This is a genomic window from Vibrio sp. B183 (assembly GCF_000740665.1).
Classification (GTDB): Bacteria; Pseudomonadota; Gammaproteobacteria; order Enterobacterales; family Vibrionaceae; genus Vibrio; species Vibrio coralliilyticus.
Map to the genome: position 1 here is coordinate 323,871 of NZ_JPQB01000002.1, position 25,053 is coordinate 348,923.

Consider the following 25,053-nt stretch of genomic DNA (forward strand, 5'->3'; position numbering starts at 1 on the left):
CATAATGGGATGTATTTCATGAGAGACGAGAGCTTTATACAAACAATAAGCAGCGAATGTCCAATTACGCTAAACCTAACAACATGGAGCCAAGTCTCTTATTGTCAATCAAATTACAAAAAGGAACTCTTTCAACAACATGCGATAGACTTCCCATCCGATCTGACTGGTGCCGTTGAAAAGCGCTGCTCGGAATACTTAGCGGGAAGACTGGCCGCTCAGCAAGCCGTATTGAATTTAACCAAACAACATCACCCAATACTGAGAAACAAAGACCAAACCCCATTGTGGCCAACGGGTGTTATTGGCTCTATTACTCACACCAACAAACACGCAATAGCCGTTGCCACACTGGCTAAACATCATCAAATCATCGGTGTCGACTCAGAAAATTGGATCGAGCCCGACATCGCAAAAGAAGTGGCTTCAACTATCATCAACTTTCAAGAGAGCCAACTTATCAATGAAAGTAGCCTCGAGTTCAATCAAGGTCTCACTATAATTTTTTCGGCAAAGGAAAGCCTGTATAAAGCTTTGTACCCTAGCGTTGGATCCTTTTTTGGCTTCGAATGTGCTCAGGTGAATTGCATTGATATTAAATCAGGTGATTTTTCTATATCCTTACAACGAGACTTAAATAAAACTTACAGAAAGGGATGGATAATTCAAGGGAAGTTCCACAATGCAGGTGAATCTACTTTAACCTTCATTAGTATTCCACGTAAACGGCGGTGAGCTTACGGGAAGATAGCTTAAAAAACGCGTAGCAGCGGTAGACTATGACATGTCAAATCAAGGACGTTATGACTAGAAAGCCCTTAGTGCACTACTATCTGAGACGTATGGGCGTTGAAAAAGATGTTGAGCTACTTAAGTGCAAGCCAGAGATTTATCAACTAATAGCAAGCGAAAAACCTGAAGCCTGATCAGCAAGCGTACCTACAAAAATCTCTTTAGAACCGTTCAGGCAACCTTTACAAATGCTCCTGTGTTGTATATACCCATGGGATAAGCCGCCACTGTAAAAAAATGTAGTTGCTTTACTCTAAGCTAGAGCCAAAGAAGTAACGCTTTTCTTTCCATGCTTCAGCAAGACTGCTCATACGGTGAAAGACACAATGCTTGATGTCCTTGTCTTTGCTACGACAGCGCGTCCCCACCCCATAATTGCCTCGGTCATTGAAAAACACCAATGAACGAGCTTCGCCGCTGTAGTGCTTTTCTATCGCTTCTTGCCAAGCCCCTTTAAGATGCTCAACCAGTTCATTGCGCTTGTCCCAACAAATAGCGGGACCAAAGTGCTGGCTATAGTCAGTAAACAGCATCACTCGATAGTTATGAGATGGCATCTTGTCTTCCCGCTTACGCCATACACAAAACAGAGAACCCGTCTCAAGCTTTTCTTTAAGCAGATTAAAGTAATCGTTGAGGATACTAAAGTCTGTATCTTGATGGTCTTCTGGTAGAAACAAATCCAAACGCCTTGCCAAAGCCGCGTCAAACTCCTCCATTGCTTGTTCAAAGACTTCCGTCATGGTGGTTAAGCCCGATTCGTATAACCCCTTATCACTGAAAAATACGGGGTAGTCGTTGAACGTTTTCGAATGGGTAATGTTGGGAAGGTAAGTATTGTTAGACATGAGTAATTCCTCTGAGAGGGCAAATGACATAGAAATTGCTCATGCTGTATTTTTTAAAGGCTCGTGTGGACTATAACCGAAATTACAGTTATTGACTGACTTCGCGAGATGACTTATCCGATAGAAGAGTTCACTTAACTGTAATGGAAACGCTTCATCCCCTTTTAGAAGTTCATACATGTCATCAGTAGCGGAATACGTCAGCCCTAAGCATCTTCTACCGTGGTCTGCTTCAACAGCTTTATCCCACGCTTTTCTGACTCTGGACAAGTAGCGACTCCTCCCGTCTCCACTTTTGACTAAACAAAGATAAAGCCGCTTATCAAAGAACAAGACAAGGTGGTACAGGCTGGTGGACTCATCGGCTTTGACCCAAACATGGCGAATGACCGTTTGGTGATATTGGTGAGGCCTACGCCTGTACTTCATTAGACACAACTCATTGATTTCCAACTCCAAGGCACGAAAGAAACGACTGAATACCTCAGAATGGTCTCCATCGAAATCACTCGGTAGACGTACATTAAAATGAGCGACACAAAGTTTAGGATATTGGCCGAGCGCTTCAGTCAGCACTCGGTCGATTTCCTCGAGATGCTCAAGGATAAGACCATTCTTGTGGTAGTAGAGTGGTTTTCCATTAAACGTTCTGTCTTGAGTAATAGTGAGGTGATTAAACGATTGTGAGTAGCGTTAAGCTGATTTGGCATGATGAGTTCCTGTGGTTTGTTGTTAATCCCACAGGAATTGTGACTGCCGTAATTTTTAAGCTACTTGTGACTATGGCCGAAATTGCGTCTACCGCTACCAAAATGCTTCGTGCGCTCTTTCGCTAGATAGCTAATGTGCTTAAAGAACTCATCAAACGCATCATCAAACTCTTCTGAGTTACTATTCAAGCGGTGGATGACCACGCTGTCGCTATTCCTTCTCTTTGAAAAATGAACCAACCCATTGGCTTCTTCATAGTCGACACCAACCACTCTAGCCCATGCCTCTACGATAAAAGAGCCTAAGTTCTCCTGTTGTGTTTGAGTTTTCCCTAACCAGTTAAATCTATCTTTGTTGAACATGAGTACTAGGTGGTAGTGGTCGTTTATCGAGCTAGAACGCTCTCTTACCCAAGCAATCCTAACCTTGCAGGGATGCACTCTAACGCTCCCTTCCCTTTTCTTTCGTTTGCCTGAGTGATCAATCTGTGACTGTAATGAGCGTAGAAAGTCAGTCATGACATTACCGCTCTTTTCGTTTTTCCTTAGCTTGGGAAACCTCAAATCCACACGAACAGCCATTAACCGAGGGTAGTCATCTAATGCAAGATCAACCGTATCGTACATTTTTTCTAAGTAGTCGATGTAGAGTGGACCGTGCTCGGTCTGGATAGGTCTACCGAGAAAGGTTGGCTTGGTGGTCAGTCTGAGGTTTTTGTTTTTTCTAGAACGTACATTCATTTCTATCTACTCCTGTGTTTAGGTTCATAGATAGGTCTGTGTCGTTATTTTTAATTGTGTACTGTGAGTCACTAGTGGTGACTCAGTAGAGGGTAATGAGTATATCGGTAAAGGTAGGTATGACTGTAATAATTAATACTAACCAGACAGACATCAACGACACTTAATTCCGTTAACATTTAGCCCTTTCCCGACACACCAAAATTGAATCACCATTAACAATTGCGCAAAATTTCAGGAACATTTAGCCTCACGTGGCAAAAAGAAAATTTGCCTTACTATCAAATTAAAGGACAAGGAATGAGAGAAAAAAGAAGGGAGGATACCGTTGTGTTTAGAAGCAGTTTGCATCGCGGATAGTAATTTTCTTCGCGACCCAAGTAACAATGTCGTTGTACTTCCATCGAGGAATGTCTTTCGAGACACACGGAGGAAAATCTCCAGCTTTTATCATTCGATACAAGGTATCTTTGTTAAAGCCAATCATGTTCAGCAACGTTTTCCGGTCGACCAACTTCATTGAATTTTCGAGATTCGGTGACGTTGTCATACCCTCATGCCAAACACCATCGACCCAGGCTTGTACTTCTTCCACTATCCATGCTGAAGCACGTTTACCGATGTGAACTTGCCTTGGGAACTTCCCTTCCCCAATCAATAAGTATAAATGAGCTCGGCTGATACCTGTCAGCTCCGAGAGCTCTTTACGTCTGATAAGTTGCATGATGTGAATCCTATGGTTATTTCGTTCACATCAAAGGCAAGCACCGTTAATTTTTACAGCCTCACCACCCAAGCATAAATCAGCACATTTCCGTTCATGTATTTATGATTCTAATCTTAAAAAAACGTGATATTCTCATTTATAAAAATCAGAAACCATTAATCAAAATAAATTTGACACCTTGTATAAAATTCTATATCTGCAAGATTTTTTCTTGCAAATTCTTGCGTTATAAATGGTGATAAACAAGAAAAAACCCACCTAAAACCCTCCAAAAAACCAGTTAATAACCACCAAGCTAATATGAGCATAATTATGCCAAACAGACGATTTAAAAGATTCATAAAATCATCCGAAGAACACCTTCGCTTTTATGTCCTATACCTTTCACATTTGGACGATGACAAGGTAAACAACGACTTTCGAAACATCTCTCTTTACGATGTAAAAGAGTTACACATAACTTTATCGAGTTAGTTGCGCTCCGAATTGGCTGCCATGTAGATCAGTTAGAATCAGGTGAATTACCAAGGTATGAAGAGGACGATCTGAATGATTTGCTAGATGAGTTAATTGAAACAGACAAAATTTACTTAATAACTCAAGAACATACCGACTGGTTACAAAGTGATAGGGAGGTGTACTTTTTGATTTCTATGCTCAAGATAATGCGCATCTCAAGAATCAATTTAACCCAGCATCATAACGAAAGCCAAAGTATGGAGAGATGGTTTTGGCCACAGCTAAACGATAAAGACAGCCAAAAGAGAGCGCAGAAAAGAAAAAGAGAGGCTGAAGAGGAAGTTCTTAAAAGATTGAGAAATAAATATGGTCGTCCCCATAGTCATGAAGTACCCGAATCTCATTATCCTTATTCAGAATCAGAACTTATTCCGCTAAGCAAGTCGAGTTTTAATGAGAGCTCCTTTAACAAAAAGGTCAATGAAATTTTACAAAAAGACAAACAGGATAAGGAAAAAAGTTTTCTGGAACGACTCGAAAGCAAGCCTTTAGATAGTACTCTAGAAGCACTAGACTCGATATGTAACTTGTGCCCGACTTCTGAAGGAAATAGTGCAATAATGGTAATTAATCATCTGCATTTAAACTGTTTCACAAATCAAATAAGTCTAGCGACAGCACAAAACCTTCTATATACGATTAGAAACTTATGCATTGAAGCCAATACCAAGGTACCATTACTAACTTGGGAAATGTTAAGGACAAACAATAAAAACCTAATCAATCTGACCTACAATCGATTAGAAGCACAATACACAATCTCTCGGCTATTTCTTCCTTCACAAGATACCGCCATTCAGAAAAAGTGTATTGTATCAACTCTAGATTTACTGTCTGTGACAACAAGTAATTTTGACCATAGTGTAAAGCTTTTAAAAGATAAGTTTTCAGCAGATAAAAGAGATAGCAAAGATTACTCATTGGAATTAAATGACAAACAATGGGAGATGCTAGTTGATCTTGCTGGTGGTGATACAAAGTCGAAAATAAATCGGACTTTGAATAAGATACTCAAAGATGCATACAAAAACAGATTCCATGAAAAGTAATACCAAACGGTGCTTATAATTACAGCAATTGACTTTAGGTACACAGATAGGTACATTTGTCTCAAACCTAAGCGTAACTAATACACGCTTAGGCCAAGCAGGACATAGTATCTATCTGTTTGGGTTAGGCCCTCGCAGGGGGAGCCAAATTCAAGAAAAAAGACGTCTTCGGACGTCTTTTTTCGTTTCAGCAGCCCTTAAACTCTATACAGCGGTGCTTCCTCTCCTTTGATTTACTAGGCCTTTCCTGCATACCTAGCCTCAAATCTTAAACGCAAGGTAATCACATAGCTCGCTCAAACCGCTCCCTTCATTTTTGCACTCTCTTACCGTTTAAAAGCCCAATAAACAACGGGATACGTAATTAGGTAATTCATCAACAATTATAAATAAAAAACAATTTAGCTTTATTCCGTACTATTCCGTGCATTTCCTTTCGCTTTTGTCGTTTGTATCTCTACCTTAACCGCCACTTTCATCGTGATGTGAAAGCGAAAACAACAAAAGAGTTAGCCAATCGCTAGCGTTAAATGTAGGAAACACACTATGCAAAACAAATCCTTAAAACTGGTTACTTTCGGTGTCTTGATGGCGACAACAGCATTCACTGCCAATGCTTCAGAGAAATATGATTATTTCATTGGCCTTGATGCAGGTGCCCGCATTAGCGGTAAAATCGAAGTGGAAACCAATGGCGTCAATCAAGACCAAGATATGTCATCCTCCGCGGTGTTTGGTTTGCGTGGTGGTGTTATCTTCAATAATGCTCACCAACTAAGTCTAGGTTATGACTATCGTGGTACGAGTGAAGAAAACAACTCAGATAGCGACCTTGAAGTCGGCACACTCTATACAAGGTACGACTACCTTGTGCCAATCACGGAGAAACTTTCCTGGACCTTAGGTGGCAAACTGGGCTACGAAATGTTCAATGCGAGCTACGATACAGACGAACTGGATGGAGTAGTGCTGGGAGCACAAACAGGACTAAACTACCAATTTGAGCAATGGAGTGTTGGTGCAGAAGTCAGTTACCTGTACCACACTACAGAACTAACTAATGAAGAAGGGAACACTAAAACAACATCAAAACTAGGTGACGAAGTTTTCTTGATAACGAATATCCAATATCACTTTTAAATTCAGCCCAAATAAACTGTCCAAATATCTCCCGATCCATCGGGAGATATCATTGGCGCGCGAATCTGTTATGCTCGTTAAGCGCACTGCTCGACTTTACCTTGTTCTGTTTTTGCCTTTGGCTTAGATGTCTTTTTCGCAGCGTCTAGATTAACTACTTCCTCTGTGGAGACATTCTTTGAGTTGCCTAGAAAGACGCCGCCTTTCTGAATGGTAAATTCTGTAGCAGACACTTCCCCCTCAAGGTAGCCGTGTTCAAGAATCTCTAAGCTTTTGGTGTAAACCTTGCCAAGGAAGCGGCCATTGATAATCAGGCGTTCAGCACGAATCGAACCGTCAACAGATCCAGTCGCACTAATGGTGACACTACGATCGGTTTCAATGCTGCCCTTTATTTGACCATCTATCTGGATGTTACAAGTAAGCTTGAGTTGTCCTTCAATATAGCCTCCTTCCGCGATGACAGTTTGAGAGCAGTGGCTATTTGATTCTCGATTCTGTTTACCAAGTAATCCCATTTTACGTCCTTATTCGATTCGAAAATCGAGTCAAAGTTATTCATTTCCCATTTGGTAAAAGGCAATGGATCCAGAGAGCGCCCCACCAAACGAACCTCATAATGCAGGTGATACCCAGTCGATAACCCAGAGTTACCCGACAGACCAATCAAATCACCTTTCTTAACGTAATCTCCACGCTTCACCTTGAATACACTCAGGTGAGAGTAAGAAGAAGTAAAACCGAATGAGTGCGCCAGTTTTAAGAAATTGCCTGAGCCTTTATTACTTTTTCTCGCCACTTCAATAATGCCATCAGCCGGAGCGTAAATTGGAGTTCCAGCATTAACGGCGTAGTCAATACCATGATGCATGGCTTTCATTTTAGTGACTGGGTGCACCCTGCGACCGTAATGGGAAGAAAGATAACCTGCTTTAACTGGCCGTCCATTGGGTATCAGTTGCATCATCTGATGACGAACCGCAGTACTGAGCGCCGCGCTATCAACTCTATCTCTTAAGTCTAAGGACTCGTTGGAAAGCTCCAGCGCAGACTCAATATCACGCAGTTTGTCCGTCACGTAAGCGAGATCTTGCTTCTTTCTCGTCAGGTGGCTTTCTAAGTCACTCTGAAATTCGTGTGAGCGTATTAACTCTTTTTCGAGAGAATAGGCTTTGCTCAACAGTTCACTTTTTTCCCGTTCGGAATCAGAGGCATCGCCCGCTAGAATCGACAAAAGTCCAAGCAGGGTAAAGAACACCACAGCAATAAATAACAGCGAGTACTTAATCCCTGCAATAGCCCGGAACGATAGATTAAAAAAGCGCGTTCCCTCAATGCCAGTGACCATAACGGTTAAGTGATTAGATTCCATACTTTCTCAATGACACACTCTTACAATCATTAAAGTGAGAGGAATTCTATCAGGGCAAAATGACGCGAGAAGAGTCAGGTTTCCAATTCGGAAACCTTATCCCAGAGATAAAAATTGGATTTAATTGCGGTTCAAAACAGGTCGCTTAGGCTATTTTGGTCCTGAAAACAGAGTCACAACTACTCAGCAACTTTCTCGCGATTAAAACGCTTCATGTCACTGGCAAACTGCTTAAAATCAACGCGCTTAACCAACGCAGCACAGACAGGAGGAAGTGGTTCAAACATAAACACACTGTCGTGATGAAGAAGGTTGTCAAAAATGAGGGTAAGGTTGTCCTTGTTAGACAAACCCGTAGAAAGAAATAGCGCATGGATTTTCGCCACACAGCTCACTTTGTCGAGCTTACGGGTAAAGCTATCCAGCACAGACTCCGCACTTTGTCGTGCCCCCGTGAGGAATTCAGCATGAAGCTGAATTAATGCCAGATGCTGACTCTCACTTTCCGTGAGCTTGTGACGAGACATTTCTTTAACAACCTGATCAAATTTCTTCTCATACAAGCCACTCCCCTCTTCACTTCGCATCCAAAGCATTAGCAATGCGAACAGATAATTCAGGGTGTGCTGGGCAACGTCTCGATTGATCAGTTTGGCGGTGTTAAGACCAGAGGAGAAGTGAACCAGAGCATCATCATATCGACTGGCTGCAATGCTCATCAAAGCCAGCGATGTCTGATGAGCCAAACTAAGCCCCCAACGTGAGCCCGAACGAGTCAACAGGCGATAAGCATCCTGTATGCTGCCATTTTGCAGCATCAGCAACGTCCCTATCTCGTCAAATGGCTGACCGAGCTGAAACTTGGCAGAATTGAACTTGTTGTAAAGCTCCAGCGCGTCGTCTGACTGGGCATTTAATACCAGTGCATTGAGAAACAGGCTGATCTCTAGAGAATAATCTCGCTTACCCGCCTCTTTTATCAAAGCACCATATAACTCCGTGGCTTGTTTAAGCTCACGTTTTACCAAGTGGTGGTGGGCACGATTGAGTTTGAAATCATATTGATATTCAAAGTAGTGCTGCTCAAAGAATTGATAGCGTTTTTCCATCTCGTCAGCACACTCAATATCGTTGCGCTGAAGCAGAGGCCAAACCTTATTCTTCTTCTCAAACACCTTGCGGATAAGAACACTGATATCCCGCTGATTATCTTCCGGCTTGAGGTGGACATCACCAAAGTAATAAGAGCTGTCACGGATACTGCTATCCGAGCAATCCATAATGATTGTCGAGCGCTCATCTATAGTCTTCGACTTTCTCAACTCAAGAATCAGATCCTGTGACTTAACTGTATTTTTGCGAAAGCTCTGATCACAAATCAGAATATCAAAACGGCCATGGAACGTCCGATTAAGCGCTTCATGTGGAGAATTCAGATGAATAATCTTATGTTGCTTGATTCCCAAAGAGAGCATAAGACTAGATATGCTAATGTTTTTGTTCGGAAATTCTTTGATGATAAGGACGTTTGCATCTCTTAACTTAAGCATACCAACCTTTCTCTCCTCCTTAGGTAAATCAGGCTTGATGCAGTTTAAGGTGACGCAAAGCCTTGCGGGTGACGAATTATTGAGCTTTTTGCGCGAATCGGCTATTGATAATCTCTTCTAACGCGAGCTCTTCCTTGTGTCGAATGTCAGAATTGTGCTCTTCCTTCCAACGTTCGAGAGTATTTTCCAGACCTTTGACTCTGAGGTGCTTATTTTCAAGCTGTTTTTGCAACGATGTGCATTGCGCTTGCATCACCTCCTGCTCATGTTCCTGATGGAGAATCAGCTTATGAAGCATCTGATCCACACGGCTACGATTGAGTAATGCCTCTCGATGTAAAGCCATAACATGACTCGATCGTGGTTGCGCTTGGCGCTTCAGTTCCATCAGTTGTTGCAAACGCTGCTGAGCTACTGTGTGCTGTTGACGAAGCGATTCCAGCTGCACTGACATTCTATCTCGATGCTTTTGCTGAATTTTCTGAAACTTCTCCACAGCACGCAATTTCGCTTCCATACGTTAATTCCTAGTTTTATTGAAAGAGCTGCGCCAGTTCGGTCAGGCTTTGAGGAAAATCCACCGAGCAGTCTGCCGCTTGCTGAAGGTATGCCGTCAGCTGTGGATACAAAGCCACCGAGCGATCCAGTTCTGGATCTTGCCCCGGTTGGTAACCTCCCAGTGGCAGTAGGTCTTTAACTTGAAGGTAATTCGAATAAGTCTTGCGAAACTCATTGGCCAAGGTCAGGTGGGCAGGCTGTGAACAAGCTGTCATACAGCGGCTCACCGAAGCATTAACGTCAATCGCCGGATAATGTCCTTGTTCTGCCAGTTTGCGAGATAAAACGACATGACCATCAAGAATGGCACGCGCAGAATCAACCACTGGATCTTGCTGATCATCACCTGCGGCAAGAATGGTATAGATGGCAGTCAGACTACCATTGGGATTTTCACTGTTTCCGGCACGTTCAAGTAACTGCGGCAAGGCATTAAATACCGATGGTGGATAGCCTCGGGTGGCGGGTGGTTCACCCAGAGAGAGGGCAATTTCTCGCTGCGCCATCGCATAACGAGTCAGAGAGTCCACCATTAGCAAGACATCTTTACCCTTATCGCGAAAATACTCTGCAACTCGATGGCATAACAACATGGCTCTAAGACGCATCAGCGGCGATTCGTCTGCTGGCGCAGCAATGATAATCGCTTTGTCACGCGCTTCAGGAGTCAAGTTAGACTCAATGAATTCACGGACTTCACGACCACGTTCACCAATCAGGCCTACTACAATGACATCCGCTTCCGTGTTTTGGGTAATCATTCCCATCAAAACACTTTTCCCTACGCCACTGCCCGCCATTAACCCAATACGCTGACCTTTACCTACCGTAAGCAGGCCATTGATCGCTCGTACCCCAACATTGAGCGGTGAATCAACGGGTCTACGCTTTAGAGGGTTGATTGGTTTAGGCTCAAGTGAAACGCGATCACCTCCTTGCAAGACAGGTCCATCATCAAGGGCTTCACCTAGCCCATTCACCACGCGTCCCATCCAGTTTTCGCTGAGCTGAACTGTGCTGTCTCCATCCAGTGGAATCACTTTCGCTCCCGCAAATAATCCGCCAAGACGACGAATTGGCATCAGATAAGCGATGGTATGATCAAAGCCAACAACCTGCGCTTCAATCATGTCACCTTCCGCTGTCTCAACTAGGCAGCGTTGTTCAAGCTTAAAGCGACACCCTACCGCTTGCAGCATCAGTCCTGTGACTTTTACCAGTCGCCCCGTGACCCTAGCCACGGGAATGGAATCCAGCGAAGCAATGGCTTCACTGGTTCGTTCAGACAGAAGATCAAATGCGAGCGTATTACTCATTGTCAGCTTCAACCACCGGTGTCACTTCTTCGAGCAAGTGCTCTTTGACGTTGTCCATGCAAGCTTGCAAGCGCGAGTCACAGCTGGCGTCCGCCTCAGCATCATCGGTCACCAAATGACACCCGCCAGTCGGCAGTTCTGGATTGGCGACCAGCTTCCACTCTTTCGGCAATTCCGCATTGATTTGAGTGATGCGGTCAAGATCCTGAGGGTTAAGGTGAACGGTCACCTTCTCTGTTTTTCCGGGCATCGCTTCGAGTGTTTCATCAACGAGCGCTAGGATTTGTTGTGGCATCAAAGTCAGCTCTGCTCGAATCACCTGTTGTGCGACCTTTTGTACTAGTTCGCAAATAATGTGTCGCTGCTGTTGCTCACGCTCAGACTGCCAACGTGACAAGGTTTGATAAAGCTCATTTACTGGCTTAGTCGCTTCAAGAAATGTCTGCTTACCGGACTGTTCACCCGATACGAAGCCTTTCTGGAAACCTTCTTTCTGGCCTTCCAGTAAGCCTTGCTGTTTCCCCTGGCTCAACCCTTGGCGAAGGCCTTCTTCATGTCCCTGTTCGAGACCTATCTGGAACCCTTCATCAAGCTTTTGTTGCAGGTCTATCTGGGATTCCTGCCAGGAATCATCGATGGCAAATTCATCGTCGCTTGCCATTGGCTGCGCCAGTGGTGGAAAGCGATGAATGCGATAACCTGATGCTGGAACTTGCAGTAAATTGGATTTCACTAGTGACATGCTTTACTCCACTGTAGGTTCGTCATAAAGCACGAGTTCGATTTCACCCGCCTCATCCAGCTCACGTACGATCTGCATGATTTCTTGTCTGGCTCGCTCCACTCGACTTAGTGGTACCGCACCGCGAATTTCCATGTCGTCTTCCAGAGCTTTGACCATGCGCTGTGGCATTGCACTCTTAATGGTTTGCTGAAGAAGAATCTCTGCACCTTTCAGAGCCACACCCCAAAGTTCGAGTGGAACTTGCTGAACCAAGCGATCCATCGCTTCTTCTCTCTGTCGACCTAGCACCATGAAGTCGAACATGTTTTGCTCAATTTCACTCACCACTTCTTCATCGTGCAACTTGAGCATTTCCATCAGTGAACCACGGTCACCTTCAAAACGGTTAATGATGTCCGCCACTTGTTTAACTCCAGAGAGCGGAGCACTCTGACTGACCGAGACTTGTTCAATACAGCGTTCAATCAGGTCATTCAGATCGCTCACAACCTGATGGTCAATATCCTGAAGCTGAGCAATCCGATACAGGAGTTCATCATGGTAGTCTTCAGGTAAATGCTTGAGCACTGTTGATGAGCTTTCCGGTGGCAGGTAGGCTAGAAAAATCGCCTGCATCTGCGGGTGCTCATTAGATATGAATCGAGCTAAAACCTCAGCTTCCACCCACTGTAAGCGCTGCATATTATTCCGAATCTCATCACCGTATAGGTTGTTGAGAAGCCCTTTGGCTAAGTCATTACCCAGCGCTTTACGCAGTGTGTTCGACAGATACTCTTTTGACGCCCCACGGATGCCACTGTGTTGACGAAAGTCTTCAAAGAAGTGCTGGATAACGCCGTTGGCACTATCACTTTTTATCCCACTCAATTTCGCCATGGCTTTTGTCACACGCTGGGTTTCATCTCGAGTGAAGTTACGCAGCACTTTGGCAGCGGCGTCTTCACCCATGCCGAGAAGAACCAGAGCGGTTTGCTCTACGTGACTAAGCGTTGCTTTCTGCTTTGACTCTGCTGTGTTCATTCACATTTACCCATTGTTTTAGTACTTCGGCGACTCGTTCAGGTTCTTCGTTAGCAATTAACTGCAAGTGTTTCAACTGAATCTCCAATGGCGATCCGGCTGGCGGTAACATGTCATTCCCCACATCCAGACCAGAGGAAGCGGCAATGCCTTTTTCAGATAACTTGCGGTTCAGTGCCTCTTCACGTTCACGTTCTTCACGCGTTTGCAGATTGTCGAAAATAGGCTCTTCCTGAGGTTCAGCGAACTCCAATTCTTGAGAGCGCATATCGGCCCCCGTCAGATGCATGATAAGTGGGCGCAGCACGAAGAAAATCATCGCCATACCCAGCATGCCTCCTATCACGTAACGCATCGGCTGCTGAATCGTTGGATCCTGCCACCAAGGAATGGTCGGTGGCGCCTCAATCGCTAGCGGTGTAAAGCTAAAACTCATCAAACTCAGGCTGTCACCACGGTCAGCAGCAATACCCACAGCGTCAGTGACCATAGTAGAAATCTGAGCTTTTTCGTCCGCAGTCCAAGCTGTACCATTTGGCGCCGCGGCCTCATTGAGCAAGACAGAAACACTGAGCTTTTCGATCTGGCCCTGTTGATAGTGTGTGCGGCGTACACTGCTTCCCACAGCGTACTGACGGTTTACTTCTGAGCGAGCATTGGTGTTCTGACTATCCTGTGTTGGCACTTCACCAGTTACTGGAGGCTGATTGCTCAAGGTTCCCGGAACGCCCAACGCAATCTGATCAATTGAGTTGTTGGAGATGGTGTGCTCATTACGAACAATTGGCGTGTTATCAAGAATTTCCTGAGTTTCTTCCACCTGACTAAAATCCAGATCCGCCGCCACCTGTACTCGGAAGTTACTCGGTCCGACAATCGGTGTCAGCATGTCGGAAGCGCGCTGAATAATTTGTTTCTCAACGTTCTTCTGATATTCAAGATACTTGGCATTGACCTTACCCGCTTCCGCTGAGGCAACATCAGCACTGAGTAAACGGCCATATTGATCAATCACCGACACCTGTTCTGGCTTCATCCCAGTCACGCTGCCGACAATCAGATTAATAATCGCTTCGACCTGTTCCGGTTTCAGATCTTCACCAGGTTTGAGTTCAAGCATGACCGATGCTGAAGGCGCTTCGCTGTTTTGTCGAACAAACAGTGTTTGACGCGGTATGGCTAGATGAACTCGGGCATTAGAAACCGCATTGAGAGAGATAATGGTACGTATCAGTTCACCTTCCAAACCATGACGATAGCGTGCGGTTTCCATGAACTGACTGGTTCCAAGAGAACTGTCTTCTTTGAGTGAATCTAAACCTGTTGGCAGTTTGGCTTTCACTCCCTTTGCTGCCAGCAACATGCGAATTCTGGCGACTTCACCTTCTGGTACTAGTACTTGACCATTTTGCTCTTGAAGTCGGTAATTTATGCCTTCAGATTCAAGGACAGAGACGATTTCACCGGTATCAAATCTTTCTTGCTGACTGTAAAGTGGTCGGTAGCTCTGTGTTGAGCTCCAAAGAGCCACCACAATGATTGCAGCCACAATCGCGGCCAAAACAGCAGACAGAACCAGATTTCTCTGGCTGTTTGACCACAGCTGCTTCAATTTATGAGTGAAGTCTTCCATTCCTCGCGAGGAGGAAGTTTGTGTGCTGGCAGCGCTAAATGTCCCGCCACCTGCAACTTGGGTAGTTAAGTCTGACATGGGTTACACCGGCATCTTCATAATATCTTCAAACGAGGTCACGACCTTGTTGCGTACCTGCATCAAAGCGTTGAATGACAGGCTGGCTTTCTGGCTAGCAATCATTGCTCCGACTAAATCATCGCTCTGACCCGTTTCTACCGCGGTCATTTTTTGGCTGGCAGCCGATTGATGCTGATTGACCGTATCAAGCACATTGGTCATCGCTGTGGAAAATGAGAGAGGCTGATTCACCTGCTGCACATCAAGTGGATTAGCAGAAACCACGAACTCCGGTTGAATCTGAGCGCGCATTGCATCCATCTTGGATAGCATTAGCTGTTCTGCGGTCATCGCACTGTTTATTGGTTGACTTGCCATAACTTATCCTCCTTAAGCAGCCGAGCCTAGGGCCGACTGTAGATCAATACCTTGTTCGCGCATTGCCGCTAATTTGTAGCGCAAAGCGCGCGTAGTGACGCCAAGTGCGTTTGCTGTCTTGGTGCGATTGCCGCCATACTGGCGAAGTTGTTCGAGAATATACTGGTACTCAGCTTGTTTCTTAGCCTCGACATGCCCCATGATCTGAGAAGGCGTCGATGTCTGGACAGGGCTGATTAACTCAACTGGTAACATCAGATCATGCGCAGTAATGTAGTCACCGTGTCGCATGACTAATGCTCGTTGGATAACGTTTTCCAGCTCTCGAATGTTTCCGGGCCAGTGATACTGACTGAGCGCCATCATGGCATCTTGAGATAGGTGACACTGACTGCCATCTTGATATTTGTTAATGAAGAACTGACTGATCGGCAGGATGTCTTCGCTGCGCTCTCGCAGTGGAGGCCAATGCAAGGGTAAAACATCCAATCGATAATAAAGATCCTCACGGAACGTGCCATTTTTCACTTCTTCGCGCAGATCTTTATTCGTGGCGGCAATGACCCGAATATCAAGCTGAATCGGCTTATGACTACCCACTCGCTCAACTTCACGCTCCTGAAGTACGCGCAATAGTTTGGCCTGAACCGCTGGCGACATCTCACCAATTTCATCCAGCAGTATCGTTCCGTTGTTCGCTTCTTCAAACTTACCGCTTTGCGAGTGAGTGGCACCAGTGAAAGCACCTTTCACATGGCCAAACAAGACCGCTTCAAGCATAGATTCGGGGATGGCGGCACAGTTTACTGCGATAAAAGGGCCACTTGATCGTGGAGAATGCTCGTGGACATAACGCGCCAGCACTTCTTTACCGGTTCCAGATTCTCCGGTAACCAAAACACTGGCATTCGTGCAAGCTGCACGGTGAGCTAGCTGAAGTACCTGTTTGCTCCGCCATGATTCGGCAACAATGTTTGCCATTGGTTTGCCAATCACCTCAACACGACGCAGTAGGTTTACTAATTGGCTGTTTTCAAAAGGACGAAGCAGGTAATCCGTCGCACCAGCTTTCATTGTTTCAGCGGCTAAGATTCCCTGCTCTTGTTCAACGATTGCAATAGCAACGCCATTGCTTGATGTCTTTTGGTGACAACTGACGAACTCTCTGACGCACATGTCAGGCAAATTTGAACTCACCAAAGTAATCGGCGCAGCGCCCTCAAGCAGTGCACTTCGCCCAGTCCGAAAATGAGTCACACGGTAACCCGAATCCTCTAACACTCTAATGACTGGCTGAGCAAATTCATCCTTTGGCTCAACTAACAAGATATTTGTCTCTGCCATCTTTAAGCCTTTTCCCTATCGTTCATTTTTATATTTTGTTTTGGTACTACTGCTTCATCATTGCGCACCAGCCTTAAAGTCACGCGGCGGTTCTTAGCCTGCCCTTCTGGTGTTGAATTACTAGCGATGGGGTATCGAGAACCATGAGACCGTACTTCTATTCTTGCGGCCTCTACGCCAGATTTTTTAAGTGCTTTCGCAACCAAATCTGCTCGTTGCTTAGAGATGGTTAGGTTAGCGACGTTGGAACCGACGTTGTCGGTGTAGCCATCGATCAAAACTTTGCTGATGTTTTTGTCGGCGCGCAGATAAGTGTAAAGCGCACCCAGAGTATTCTTTTGTTGGGCGGTTAAGTGACGTTGGCCTAGGTCAAATGAGAGAGTGAGGTTTCGGGCTTGAGCATAGGACATGCCCGGTAAAGATGATTGGCAACGACGAAATTGGGCTAATGCTTTCTGAATGCGAATCGTCGGCAGAATATAAGTCATGCTATCGGAAGCGTCCCTTCCGCTAAAAGCAAACTTTATCCAATGTCCTGATTCAATATTGTTCAATAAGTCATCAATATTATGCTGAAACGTAGAACGCTGATTATTAATAGCGGTATTCTGACTTATGAGCCTGAGTTCATTTACCGCACTCCATGGTGCTGGAGAGCTATATAACTTAGCGCTGTTCCAATTTTTATTGTTTTTTTCCACTTGAGAGTGGAAATATATTTTACTGACTTCTTCAGAGCGGAAATAAAACTTCCCATAGGAAGAATCTTCATACTTCAAATTACACGCTAAGCTACTTCCTTTATAAAGCCAATTTACTTCATCCATAGGAACTTCAACCTCAGTGTCAGCGAGAGAAGAAGAACAATGAAAGAGTAAAGCTAATAAATATATTTTCGGAGCTTTCGTGTTCATGATGTTATATGAGTGCCATTAAATAAACAGAAGAATCATCCATTCGAATTAAATAATTTATCTCTTGGAATTTCGAGAAATTGGAACTTGTTTATATATTGACCGTTAGTTCATGACATCATCGGGATGTAATTAACATGTAACAAATCAATAAAAATCATTTAAAACCATAAAGATAAAACAGAACAAGAGACTGATAACGACAAAAAATCGTCATTCATCATTTGTATGTATCGCAAACTAACCTGTTTTATTTTTGATGAGAAGATATATATAACGACTTAAAATCAACATATGGAGTAAAGTCACAAATTTTATAAATCGGGGTTATTTAGAACAAAAAATTCTATGTAGACTTGCGCCAATTGAGTTAGAAAATTTAAAAATCGCTTTGTCAAGACACGGTAAAATATAAATGGAAAGTAGCAGCAAGATATCTATTCCAGATTATCAGCCTCTAAGCATAGAATCGTTAGGGAAACCTATTCACGTTATTCGAGATAAATTGGATGATTTAATATCTACCTCGTGTAATGGCCTAACGTATGAGCTGCAAAACTGGTTAAAAACTCATCATGCAGAAGCCAATATAAATCTAGTTTCACTGCATACTTTTACATCAAGTGAAATGGATAAATCTTTTATCAGTACTTTCCGACATGATGGCGGCGGGCGAGTATTTATCCATACCGATAGCCAAACACTAATTAAATTAGCTGACAGCTTTTACGACGCTAAAATGGAAAGAAGCCATACTTCACTTAACAATAGTGACTTGCGGCTTCAGGAAAAAATCGGACGGCTGATCATCAACTGGCTGGCTCCAGAGGAAATGTGGTCTGACTGCGAATTCGAGCCAGCACAGGGAACTGGTCTTTACGCCACCATTGACGTCAACCTCAACGACCACCAAGGCACCATTCACGTTAAGCTAGATGAACTGCTTGTTGCCACATTGACAGAACAGCTGGACCTGCAACCCAAAGAGTCGATGTACGAACCTTTCTGTCAATCTCTTGCTTCGACTCCCGTCAAGCTCAATGTCTTACTTAGTAAAAAAACCATGCCGCTCAGTGAATTGATTTCACTGCAGCCTAACGACGTATTACCCATCGAATTATTGTCTTCAGCTCCCGTCAGTATTGGCCAAGAACATCTTTTTTCTGGTCGAGTCGCGGAGAATGATGGGCAGCTAGTTTTAATTCTTAATCAAGATAAGGAATCTTTTTAATGAGCGAGACAACAGAGACCACCGCATTTAATGGTGAAGAACTGAACTTTGATGACTTTCAATTAGAAGATACACACACCGACATTCTCGATGCTGCAGTACCAACTCCTGAACGTGATCTGAGCTTTTTCAAGAATATTCCTGTTACTGTAACTTTGGAAGTTGCCAGTAAAGATATCGCCTTGGGTGATCTGATGAAAGCTGGAGAAGGCAGTGTCATAGAACTCGACAAACTCAATGGCGAACCTCTGGACGTTAAAGTCAACGGCTCTCTGATGGGCCATGCGGAAGTGGTTGTCGTGAACGAAAAATATGGTCTGAGACTGATTGATATCGTCGATTCAGCTCTAACTTCTGCGGTTCAGTAAAGGTCCACCGAAACATGACTAAGTCACCTTCCTTTCAGGGATGGGGGATCCTAATCGGTTTGGTTAGCCTGCTCTTCGCTTTCCCTTCTGTTGCGAATGAGTCAGGCTTAACCATTTTGTCTGTCAGTGACGGAGCAACCCAACAAGAATACAGTGTAAAACTGCAGATTCTGTTATTGATGACAGCCCTGAGTTTTCTTCCTGCATTTATTCTGATGGCCACCAGCTTTACCCGCATTATTGTGGTTCTCGCGATCCTGCGTCAGGCGTTAGGGCTCCAACAAAGCCCACCTAACCGAGTGTTAGTCGGTATTGCACTCGCGCTGTCGCTACTGATCATGCGCCCTGTCTGGACAGACATTTACCAGAATGCTTTCCAGCCATACGACAATGGTGAAATTACTTTAATGCAGGCGTTTTCCGCTGCAGAAAAGCCCGTACGCAATTTCATGTTGGCACAAACTCAGCAGACATCTCTGGAACAAATGCTGCGCATTGCTAATGAGCCACTCGATACCGCGCTGGAGGACATCTCATTTGCCGTGGTACTGCCCGCTTTTGTCATCAGTGAGCTCAAAACCGCTTTTCAAATTGGCTTCATGCTGTTTATTCCGTTTCTAATCATTGACCTTGTCGTCGCCAGTGTCCTCATGGCAATGGGCATGATGATGCTATCGCCGCTGATCATCTCACTTCCATTCAAGCTGGTGGTGTTTGTTCTGGTCGATGGCTGGGCCATGACAGTCGGCACATTATCCGCCAGTTTTGGGTAGCAGGAGTTCACATGACACCAGAAATGACCGTCACCCTGTTTTCCAATGCAGTATGGCTGATTATCACCATGGTCGCTGTACTGGTTGTGCCCGGTCTGATTGTCGGCCTTGGCATTGCGATTTTTCAGGCTGCCACGCAAATCAATGAGCAAACACTGAGCTTTCTACCAAGGCTTCTGGTCACGTTACTCATGGTAATTTTTGCTGGGCACTGGATGCTACGTAAAATCATGGAGCTGTTCGACTACCTGTTCCACAATATTCCAGGAATGATTGGCTGATGGAGGTCACTTTCGCAGAAATCTCTCGCCTCCTTGGTCAGCTATGGTGGCCTTTCTTCCGTATAGGCGCGGTATTTATCTCCATGCCTTTCTTTGGCGACTCATTGATACCCGTCTGGGTACGTAGCTTACTGGCGCTCTCGATTGTGATGATCTCTGCTCCTTTGATGCCGCCAATGCCAGCGGTCGAGTTTTTCTCGATGACTTCGCTGTTTCTCGCCTTCGAACAAGCCATTTGGGGGCTATTCTTTGGCCTGATTTTGCACATGCTGTTTACCATTTTTACGACGCTGGGCCAGATAGTCTCAATGCAGATGGGCTTAGGCATGGCGATGATGAACGACCCTGTAAACGGTATGTCCGTGGCAATTCTTGGGCGTATCTTTCTGATTTTCTGCACCTTACTGTTTTTATCCCTCGAAGGTCATTTAGTGGTACTCGATGTCCTTATCCAGAGTTTTGTTGTCTGGCCAGTCGGTTCCGGTCTGACTTCAGCCTCTCTGCAAGGCATCGTTAATTTGTTTAGTTGGATGTTTGCATCTGCACTGGCACTCGCCCTTCCAGCCATTGTCTCCATGTTGTTAGCAAACATCAGCTTTGGTGTGATGAACCGAGCAGCACCGTCACTGAATGTCTATGCATTAGGCTTTCCAATGACCATGCTACTAGGGCTATTCAGCGTGCTCATTTCTGTGTCTGGTGTGCCGAGCCGATATACTGTGCTGGTCAACGACACCCTACGTTTTCTGAATCAATTCATGGCGGGGGGCGGATGAGCGAACAATCCTCTCAGGACAAAACCGAAAAAGCCTCCCCGCAGAAAATCAAGAAAGCGCGTCAGGAAGGTCAGATTCCCAGAGCGAAAGAGTTCACGACTGCCGCTATTTTTCTCGCTGTTGCCGTGTATTTCTATAGTCAGCTTCCAGTAATTTGGGAAAGCATTGCGGGTATCTTTCGCTTTAACATGGCACTGACTAAACAGGATTTAGCGAATCCTAAGCAAATGGTCGAGCAGCTCGGCCACAGCCTCGGCATGATCATTACGCTGCTTTTGCCAATGTTTGTCGTGATTATTGCCGTTACGCTTGCTAGTACTATGGTGCTGGGTGGATGGATGTTCCGTTTAGCGAACGCTTTTCCAAAGCTGAGTAAACTTAACCCTCTCAGCGGAATAAAACGGATGTTTTCAACGCGTTCACTGGTTGAACTGCTGAAATCGACCCTCAAAGTACTGGTCATTTTTGGAGTGCTCTACGCTTATCTCGATAACCACCTACAACCTTTATTGGGCATGCAGCGACTTTCGCTGGAGCAAGGTGTGGTTAACGTCATGCAAATTCTATTCGATGGCCTGTTAATGATGGGGTTTGCCTTACTACTATTCGGCGTTATTGACATCCCCTATCAACGCTGGGAGCACATGAAAGAGCTCAAAATGACCAAGCAGGAGCTTAAAGAAGAATACAAAAATAACGAAGGACGCCCTGAGGTCAAGCAGCGTATTCGCCAGATTCAACAACAATTTGCTCGGCGTAAAATCGATAAGATGGTACCGACAGCGGATGTGGTCATCACCAACCCAACCCACTACGCCGTGGCAATGAAGTATGACCCTGCGTTATCAGACGCCCCATTTGTGGTTGCCAAAGGCGTGGACGAAACAGCGATGCATATTCAACGTATCGCTCGTGAAAATCAGGTTGAAATCATCAACTCGCCACCGCTTACCCGTTCCATTTACTACACCACTGCGATTGAACAGGCCGTTCCAAGCCAGCTCTATATCGCGGTGGCGCATATTCTGACGTATGTCATGCAACTTAAAGCATTCCGTACCGGAAATGGTGAAAAGCCAATGCCTTTACCTCACTTCGCCATTCCAAAGCATTTGCAACACTGATCATCCGTATTTACCCAAGGACACCAACCTATGCTCAATCGGTTAAAACAGATACAACATTCCACAAAAGGCTTTGTCGGTATTCCGCTGGTCTTACTAATGGTGCTGGCTATGGTCATCTTGCCACTGCCGCCATTGCTATTGGATGCCTTGTTCACTTTTAATATCGTGCTCGCCATTTTGGTGCTGTTGGTCAGTACAACGGCTAAACGCCCACTCGACTTTTCCATTTTCCCAACCATTTTGTTGGTGGCAACACTATTACGACTGACGCTCAACGTCGCCTCAACTCGAGTCGTCCTGCTCGAAGGTCACAATGGTGGTGATGCCGCAGGTAAAGTCATTCAGGCCTTTGGTGAAGTGGTGATCGGCGGCAACTATGTAGTCGGTATGGTGATTTTCGTCATATTGATGATCATCAACTTCGTGGTGATCACCAAAGGTGGTGAACGTATTTCAGAAGTATCAGCACGTTTTACGCTTGACGCTTTACCTGGCAAGCAAATGGCAATCGATGCGGATCTCAATGCGGGTTTGATCGATCAGGAAGCTGCCCGTCAGCGCAGACGTGAAGTGGCAAATGAAGCTGATTTCCACGGTTCTATGGATGGTGCGTCAAAGTTTGTTAGAGGTGATGCTATCGCCGGATTGCTTATCCTGTTCATTAACATCACAGGTGGTATCAGCATCGGTGTATTTGAACACGGACTTGCTGCCTCCGAGGCGTTTAAAACCTATGCGCTACTGACTATTGGTGACGGCTTAGTAGCCCAAATACCGTCACTGCTTTTAGCAACCGCAGCAGCCATTATCGTTACTCGCATCAACGACAGCGACAACGATATGTCAGAAACCATGCAAAAGCAGTTATTGGCTTCACCGACTACTCTGTTTACCGTATCAGCAGTGATGTTAATCATCGGCATGGTACCTGGCATGCCTCACCTCGCCTTCTTTACTTTTTCCGCTGTGCTTGGATTTGCAGCCTGGCGTCAACACAAAAGCCCCGTTCATGATGCTCAGATTGAAGACGTCGAAGTACTCACTCAGGCCATGCAACAGGAAGAAACTCCGCTAAGCTGGGAAGACATTCCACATGTACACACACTGTCTTTAGCACTCGGTTACCGACTGGTTCATCTGGTCAACAAAGAACAAGGCGCGCCACTCACCCAACGGATTCGCGGTGTAAGACGTAACCTGTCTGAGCAAGTCGGCTTCTTGCTACCGGAAGTGCGTATTCGTGACAACCTGAGCCTAAAACCCAACCAATACACCATTTCACTCAATGGAGAAACGATAGAGCAAGGCTTTATCGAGCCAGAGCGTTTGATGGCGATTGCGGTTGGCGAGACGTATGGCGAAGTCGATGGCATTCTTGGCAGCGACCCAGCCTATCAGTTGCCTGCAGTTTGGATTGAGCACACAGATAAAGCCAAAGCGCTCAATATGGGTTATCAGGTGGTAGATGATGCGACTGTCATCGCAACCCATATCAGTAAAGTGATCAAAACCCACCTTTCAGAGCTGTTTAATCACGATGATGTTGATGCCATGATGCAGAGGCTGACCCAGCAAGCGCCGAAGCTGGCAGAAGCTCTTGGCGCAGCACTCAATCCAGCACAGCAGCTGAAGGTGTATCGTCAACTTTTGCTTGATCAGGTGCCTTTGCAAGATATTCGTACTATCTCGAACACCATGCTTGAATCGTCTGAAAACACCAAAGACCCGATACTTCTGGCGGCTGATGTGCGATGCGCATTGCGCCGTACTCTGGTCAACTTGATCGCAGGTCAGAAAGTGGAACTGAAGGTGTATGCACTCTCCGATGAACTGGAACAAATGCTGATGACATCTCTTCAGCAGGCACAAGCAAGTGGCAGTGTGAACCTCGACAGTTTCCCTGTGGAACCTAACATTCTGGCTCAGTTTCAACAAAATTTACCTTTGATTAAACAGCAGCTAAAACAGCAAGGGCTGGCACCAATACTCCTGGTTATGCCGCAGCTTAGACCGCTGATTGCCCGCTATGCTCGCACGTTTTCTCAAGGATTGGCGGTATTGTCATACAACGAAATACCAGAAACAAAACAAATCAACGTGGTAGGAAACCTTGGCTAACCTCAACTCACATCAGGCGATGTACAGATACATCGCCAAGCTCATGGAAGAGCACCTTAAGACCGAAGATGATCAAATTATCCATGAAGCATTGGTCCACAACGACATCCGGCATGCGTGTCAGGCTATCCGCTCTGCCGACTCAGGCGAAGTCGAATTTCAGCACCTGACACTCAGGTTTGGCGGTGACGGAGAACAAAGTGTGTATCAATTCGACCTGTCTCAAAAGGTCAAATACTGCCTAGATTTGTTCAGCCTGTACCTAGCGCTGCGCCAGACCCGCTTTCAACTAGATACATTTCATCCGGACTTAATCAGCAACGTCGTCGTCCCCCTTCAGGTCGAGGCTCTTGTCTGGCCGCAGGGTGAACATTTTTTGCAGCAAGTTATTCTCTGCCATAAGAAAGCGTTCGCGCATGTTATTCCTTCACTGCAACTTAGCCATTCATTAGGGTTTGCCTCATCGGTAGAAAACCTGATCGAGCTTGTCGGAGAATATGCTTATGCGCTGTGGTTTGAAGTTGCTCCACCCTGCCCTTTACTTGAGCAGTTGGCTTGCTATGAGCCTGCAATGCTGAAACTCTCGGTGTCACTGGAAGATAAAGAGGACCGAATGGCCTTTTTGCCCATCGTTCGTTTTCTGAAAAAGCATAAACTAAAGTGGGTCGCCAGTCGGGTTGCCAGCCAAAAAGAGCTGAACCAATACAAATTACTTGGCGCTAGTTACTATTTTGGTTACTTCAGTGATATCCCAACCTCACTCTCTTTTAAGACGTTTACCAACGAATACGAAGCCTAGTTAATCCACTAATTGGCGCTAACAGCACCAATTAGTGGAATCAACCTCACTAAATCAGCGCCAATTCTCTAAATATTCCAGTAATTTAAACTTTTTAATTAATCTTCGATATTTATCGTCCGCCTCCTGTTAGTGACCAGGGAAATCCTGAAGCCAAAATCTGA

26 protein-coding genes are annotated in these 25,053 nt (G+C 45.2%); 11 read left to right on the plus strand and 15 right to left on the minus strand.

What is annotated here, in order from left to right; translation table 11 throughout:
• The first annotated feature begins 18 nt into the window (after positions 1-18).
• A complete protein-coding gene (locus tag IX95_RS01590) occupies positions 19-735 on the plus strand; it encodes a 4'-phosphopantetheinyl transferase family protein (RefSeq protein ID WP_051912421.1) in 717 nt (238 codons plus the stop codon).
• Between the two features lie 305 nt (positions 736-1,040).
• Here IX95_RS01590 and IX95_RS01595 read toward each other — a convergent pair whose 3' ends face one another.
• The 4 genes from IX95_RS01595 to IX95_RS01610 form a co-directional block, all read right to left on the minus strand.
• On the minus strand, positions 1,041-1,640 hold the full coding sequence (locus IX95_RS01595) for a YagK/YfjJ domain-containing protein (protein WP_038156229.1): 600 nt from the start codon (positions 1,638-1,640) through the stop codon (positions 1,041-1,043).
• A 39-nt stretch (positions 1,641-1,679) separates the two neighbouring features.
• Positions 1,680-2,216 carry a YagK/YfjJ domain-containing protein gene (locus tag IX95_RS01600; RefSeq protein ID WP_235202554.1) on the minus strand — a complete coding sequence of 179 codons (537 nt, stop codon included), beginning with the start codon at positions 2,214-2,216 and terminating at the stop codon, positions 1,680-1,682.
• Positions 2,217-2,410: 194 nt separating this feature from the next.
• Positions 2,411-3,091 carry an inovirus Gp2 family protein gene (locus IX95_RS01605; protein WP_038156232.1) on the minus strand — a complete coding sequence of 227 codons (681 nt, stop codon included), beginning with the start codon at positions 3,089-3,091 and terminating at the stop codon, positions 2,411-2,413.
• 334 nt (positions 3,092-3,425) lie between these two features.
• The gene (locus IX95_RS01610; protein ID WP_038156234.1) at positions 3,426-3,815 is read right to left on the minus strand and encodes a helix-turn-helix transcriptional regulator; all 390 of its coding nucleotides are present in this window, start codon (positions 3,813-3,815) and stop codon (positions 3,426-3,428) included.
• Positions 3,816-4,372: 557 nt separating this feature from the next.
• Between IX95_RS01610 and IX95_RS01615 the strand changes: the two genes are divergently transcribed.
• Entirely contained in the window at positions 4,373-5,386 is a 1,014-nt protein-coding gene (locus IX95_RS01615; RefSeq protein WP_038156236.1) for a hypothetical protein, read from the plus strand.
• Positions 5,387-5,932: 546 nt separating this feature from the next.
• A complete protein-coding gene (locus IX95_RS01620; protein WP_038156238.1) occupies positions 5,933-6,526 on the plus strand; it encodes an outer membrane beta-barrel protein in 594 nt (197 codons plus the stop codon).
• 77 nt (positions 6,527-6,603) lie between these two features.
• Here the strand turns inward: IX95_RS01620 and IX95_RS25770 are convergent, their stop codons facing one another.
• The 11 genes from IX95_RS25770 to IX95_RS01670 form a co-directional block, all read right to left on the minus strand.
• Entirely contained in the window at positions 6,604-7,044 is a 441-nt protein-coding gene (locus tag IX95_RS25770; RefSeq protein ID WP_129542192.1) for a bactofilin family protein, read from the minus strand.
• Positions 6,930-7,898 (minus strand): M23 family metallopeptidase, encoded by a 969-nt coding sequence (locus IX95_RS01625; RefSeq protein ID WP_038156239.1) that lies wholly within the window; start codon positions 7,896-7,898, stop codon positions 6,930-6,932. Before IX95_RS01625 ends, IX95_RS25770 begins: the two co-directional genes overlap by 115 nt.
• A gap of 179 nt (positions 7,899-8,077) precedes the next feature.
• Positions 8,078-9,448 (minus strand): hypothetical protein, encoded by a 1,371-nt coding sequence (locus tag IX95_RS01630; protein WP_038156240.1) that lies wholly within the window; start codon positions 9,446-9,448, stop codon positions 8,078-8,080.
• Between the two features lie 76 nt (positions 9,449-9,524).
• On the minus strand, positions 9,525-9,965 hold the full coding sequence (locus tag IX95_RS01635) for a flagellar export protein FliJ (protein ID WP_038156241.1): 441 nt from the start codon (positions 9,963-9,965) through the stop codon (positions 9,525-9,527).
• Between the two features lie 16 nt (positions 9,966-9,981).
• Positions 9,982-11,322 carry a FliI/YscN family ATPase gene (locus IX95_RS01640; protein WP_038156242.1) on the minus strand — a complete coding sequence of 447 codons (1,341 nt, stop codon included), beginning with the start codon at positions 11,320-11,322 and terminating at the stop codon, positions 9,982-9,984.
• Positions 11,315-12,064 carry a flagellar assembly protein FliH gene (gene fliH / locus IX95_RS01645; RefSeq protein ID WP_038156244.1) on the minus strand — a complete coding sequence of 250 codons (750 nt, stop codon included), beginning with the start codon at positions 12,062-12,064 and terminating at the stop codon, positions 11,315-11,317. The genes IX95_RS01640 and fliH overlap by 8 nt, the downstream gene beginning before the upstream one ends.
• Before the next feature lie 3 nt (positions 12,065-12,067).
• Positions 12,068-13,087, minus strand: coding sequence for a flagellar motor switch protein FliG (locus tag IX95_RS01650; protein ID WP_038156245.1), 1,020 nt, complete (start codon positions 13,085-13,087; stop codon positions 12,068-12,070).
• Positions 13,050-14,798 (minus strand): flagellar basal-body MS-ring/collar protein FliF, encoded by a 1,749-nt coding sequence (fliF, locus tag IX95_RS01655; RefSeq protein WP_038156246.1) that lies wholly within the window; start codon positions 14,796-14,798, stop codon positions 13,050-13,052. Before fliF ends, IX95_RS01650 begins: the two co-directional genes overlap by 38 nt.
• A 3-nt stretch (positions 14,799-14,801) precedes the next feature.
• Complete coding sequence (gene fliE / locus IX95_RS01660) at positions 14,802-15,158, minus strand: flagellar hook-basal body complex protein FliE (protein ID WP_006963029.1); 357 nt, start codon at positions 15,156-15,158, stop codon at positions 14,802-14,804.
• Between the two features lie 12 nt (positions 15,159-15,170).
• The gene (locus IX95_RS01665) at positions 15,171-16,502 is read right to left on the minus strand and encodes a sigma-54 dependent transcriptional regulator (protein ID WP_038156248.1); all 1,332 of its coding nucleotides are present in this window, start codon (positions 16,500-16,502) and stop codon (positions 15,171-15,173) included.
• A 2-nt stretch (positions 16,503-16,504) separates the two neighbouring features.
• On the minus strand, positions 16,505-17,329 hold the full coding sequence (locus IX95_RS01670) for a MotY family protein (RefSeq protein ID WP_038156341.1): 825 nt from the start codon (positions 17,327-17,329) through the stop codon (positions 16,505-16,507).
• A gap of 502 nt (positions 17,330-17,831) precedes the next feature.
• Here IX95_RS01670 and IX95_RS01675 point away from each other — a divergent pair.
• From IX95_RS01675 to IX95_RS01710, 8 genes are read left to right on the plus strand one after another with little or no spacing between them, the layout of a single operon-like run.
• A complete protein-coding gene (locus IX95_RS01675; RefSeq protein WP_038156250.1) occupies positions 17,832-18,647 on the plus strand; it encodes a FliM/FliN family flagellar motor switch protein in 816 nt (271 codons plus the stop codon).
• On the plus strand, positions 18,647-19,015 hold the full coding sequence (gene fliN, locus IX95_RS01680; protein WP_006963033.1) for a flagellar motor switch protein FliN: 369 nt from the start codon (positions 18,647-18,649) through the stop codon (positions 19,013-19,015). Before IX95_RS01675 ends, fliN begins: the two co-directional genes overlap by 1 nt.
• Positions 19,016-19,029: 14 nt before the next feature.
• On the plus strand, positions 19,030-19,788 hold the full coding sequence (gene fliP / locus IX95_RS01685; protein WP_038156252.1) for a flagellar type III secretion system pore protein FliP: 759 nt from the start codon (positions 19,030-19,032) through the stop codon (positions 19,786-19,788).
• An 11-nt stretch (positions 19,789-19,799) separates the two neighbouring features.
• A complete protein-coding gene (gene fliQ, locus IX95_RS01690; RefSeq protein ID WP_006963035.1) occupies positions 19,800-20,069 on the plus strand; it encodes a flagellar biosynthesis protein FliQ in 270 nt (89 codons plus the stop codon).
• The gene (gene fliR, locus IX95_RS01695) at positions 20,069-20,845 is read left to right on the plus strand and encodes a flagellar biosynthetic protein FliR (protein WP_038156254.1); all 777 of its coding nucleotides are present in this window, start codon (positions 20,069-20,071) and stop codon (positions 20,843-20,845) included. The genes fliQ and fliR overlap by 1 nt, the downstream gene beginning before the upstream one ends.
• Entirely contained in the window at positions 20,842-21,969 is a 1,128-nt protein-coding gene (gene flhB, locus IX95_RS01700; protein ID WP_038156256.1) for a flagellar biosynthesis protein FlhB, read from the plus strand. The genes fliR and flhB overlap by 4 nt, the downstream gene beginning before the upstream one ends.
• Before the next feature lie 30 nt (positions 21,970-21,999).
• Complete coding sequence (gene flhA / locus IX95_RS01705; protein ID WP_038156258.1) at positions 22,000-24,090, plus strand: flagellar biosynthesis protein FlhA; 2,091 nt, start codon at positions 22,000-22,002, stop codon at positions 24,088-24,090.
• On the plus strand, positions 24,083-24,889 hold the full coding sequence (locus IX95_RS01710) for a diguanylate phosphodiesterase (protein WP_038156260.1): 807 nt from the start codon (positions 24,083-24,085) through the stop codon (positions 24,887-24,889). The genes flhA and IX95_RS01710 overlap by 8 nt, the downstream gene beginning before the upstream one ends.
• Positions 24,890-25,053 lie beyond the last annotated feature (164 nt).

Bases quoted from the DNA above. Each gene is read 5' to 3' on its own strand.
- IX95_RS01630 (WP_038156240.1), bottom strand. From the start codon at position 9,448: ATGCTTAAGTTAAGAGATGCAAACGTCCTTATCATCAAAGAATTTCCG.
- IX95_RS01590 (WP_051912421.1), top strand. From the start codon at position 19: ATGAGAGACGAGAGCTTTATACAAACAATAAGCAGCGAATGTCCAATT.
- flhA (WP_038156258.1), top strand. From the start codon at position 22,000: ATGCTCAATCGGTTAAAACAGATACAACATTCCACAAAAGGCTTTGTC.
- IX95_RS01670 (WP_038156341.1), bottom strand. From the start codon at position 17,329: ATGGATGAAGTAAATTGGCTTTATAAAGGAAGTAGCTTAGCGTGTAAT.
- IX95_RS01675 (WP_038156250.1), top strand. From the start codon at position 17,832: ATGGAAAGTAGCAGCAAGATATCTATTCCAGATTATCAGCCTCTAAGC.
- fliR (WP_038156254.1), top strand. From the start codon at position 20,069: ATGGAGGTCACTTTCGCAGAAATCTCTCGCCTCCTTGGTCAGCTATGG.
- fliF (WP_038156246.1), bottom strand. From the start codon at position 14,798: ATGTCAGACTTAACTACCCAAGTTGCAGGTGGCGGGACATTTAGCGCT.
- fliH (WP_038156244.1), bottom strand. From the start codon at position 12,064: ATGTCACTAGTGAAATCCAATTTACTGCAAGTTCCAGCATCAGGTTAT.
- IX95_RS01595 (WP_038156229.1), bottom strand. From the start codon at position 1,640: ATGTCTAACAATACTTACCTTCCCAACATTACCCATTCGAAAACGTTC.
- IX95_RS25770 (WP_129542192.1), bottom strand. From the start codon at position 7,044: ATGGGATTACTTGGTAAACAGAATCGAGAATCAAATAGCCACTGCTCT.
- fliP (WP_038156252.1), top strand. From the start codon at position 19,030: ATGACTAAGTCACCTTCCTTTCAGGGATGGGGGATCCTAATCGGTTTG.
- IX95_RS01625 (WP_038156239.1), bottom strand. From the start codon at position 7,898: ATGGAATCTAATCACTTAACCGTTATGGTCACTGGCATTGAGGGAACG.
- IX95_RS01640 (WP_038156242.1), bottom strand. From the start codon at position 11,322: ATGAGTAATACGCTCGCATTTGATCTTCTGTCTGAACGAACCAGTGAA.
- IX95_RS01635 (WP_038156241.1), bottom strand. From the start codon at position 9,965: ATGGAAGCGAAATTGCGTGCTGTGGAGAAGTTTCAGAAAATTCAGCAA.
- flhB (WP_038156256.1), top strand. From the start codon at position 20,842: ATGAGCGAACAATCCTCTCAGGACAAAACCGAAAAAGCCTCCCCGCAG.
- IX95_RS01605 (WP_038156232.1), bottom strand. From the start codon at position 3,091: ATGAATGTACGTTCTAGAAAAAACAAAAACCTCAGACTGACCACCAAG.
- IX95_RS01620 (WP_038156238.1), top strand. From the start codon at position 5,933: ATGCAAAACAAATCCTTAAAACTGGTTACTTTCGGTGTCTTGATGGCG.
- IX95_RS01610 (WP_038156234.1), bottom strand. From the start codon at position 3,815: ATGCAACTTATCAGACGTAAAGAGCTCTCGGAGCTGACAGGTATCAGC.
- fliQ (WP_006963035.1), top strand. From the start codon at position 19,800: ATGACACCAGAAATGACCGTCACCCTGTTTTCCAATGCAGTATGGCTG.
- fliN (WP_006963033.1), top strand. From the start codon at position 18,647: ATGAGCGAGACAACAGAGACCACCGCATTTAATGGTGAAGAACTGAAC.
- IX95_RS01650 (WP_038156245.1), bottom strand. From the start codon at position 13,087: ATGAACACAGCAGAGTCAAAGCAGAAAGCAACGCTTAGTCACGTAGAG.
- fliE (WP_006963029.1), bottom strand. From the start codon at position 15,158: ATGGCAAGTCAACCAATAAACAGTGCGATGACCGCAGAACAGCTAATG.
- IX95_RS01665 (WP_038156248.1), bottom strand. From the start codon at position 16,502: ATGGCAGAGACAAATATCTTGTTAGTTGAGCCAAAGGATGAATTTGCT.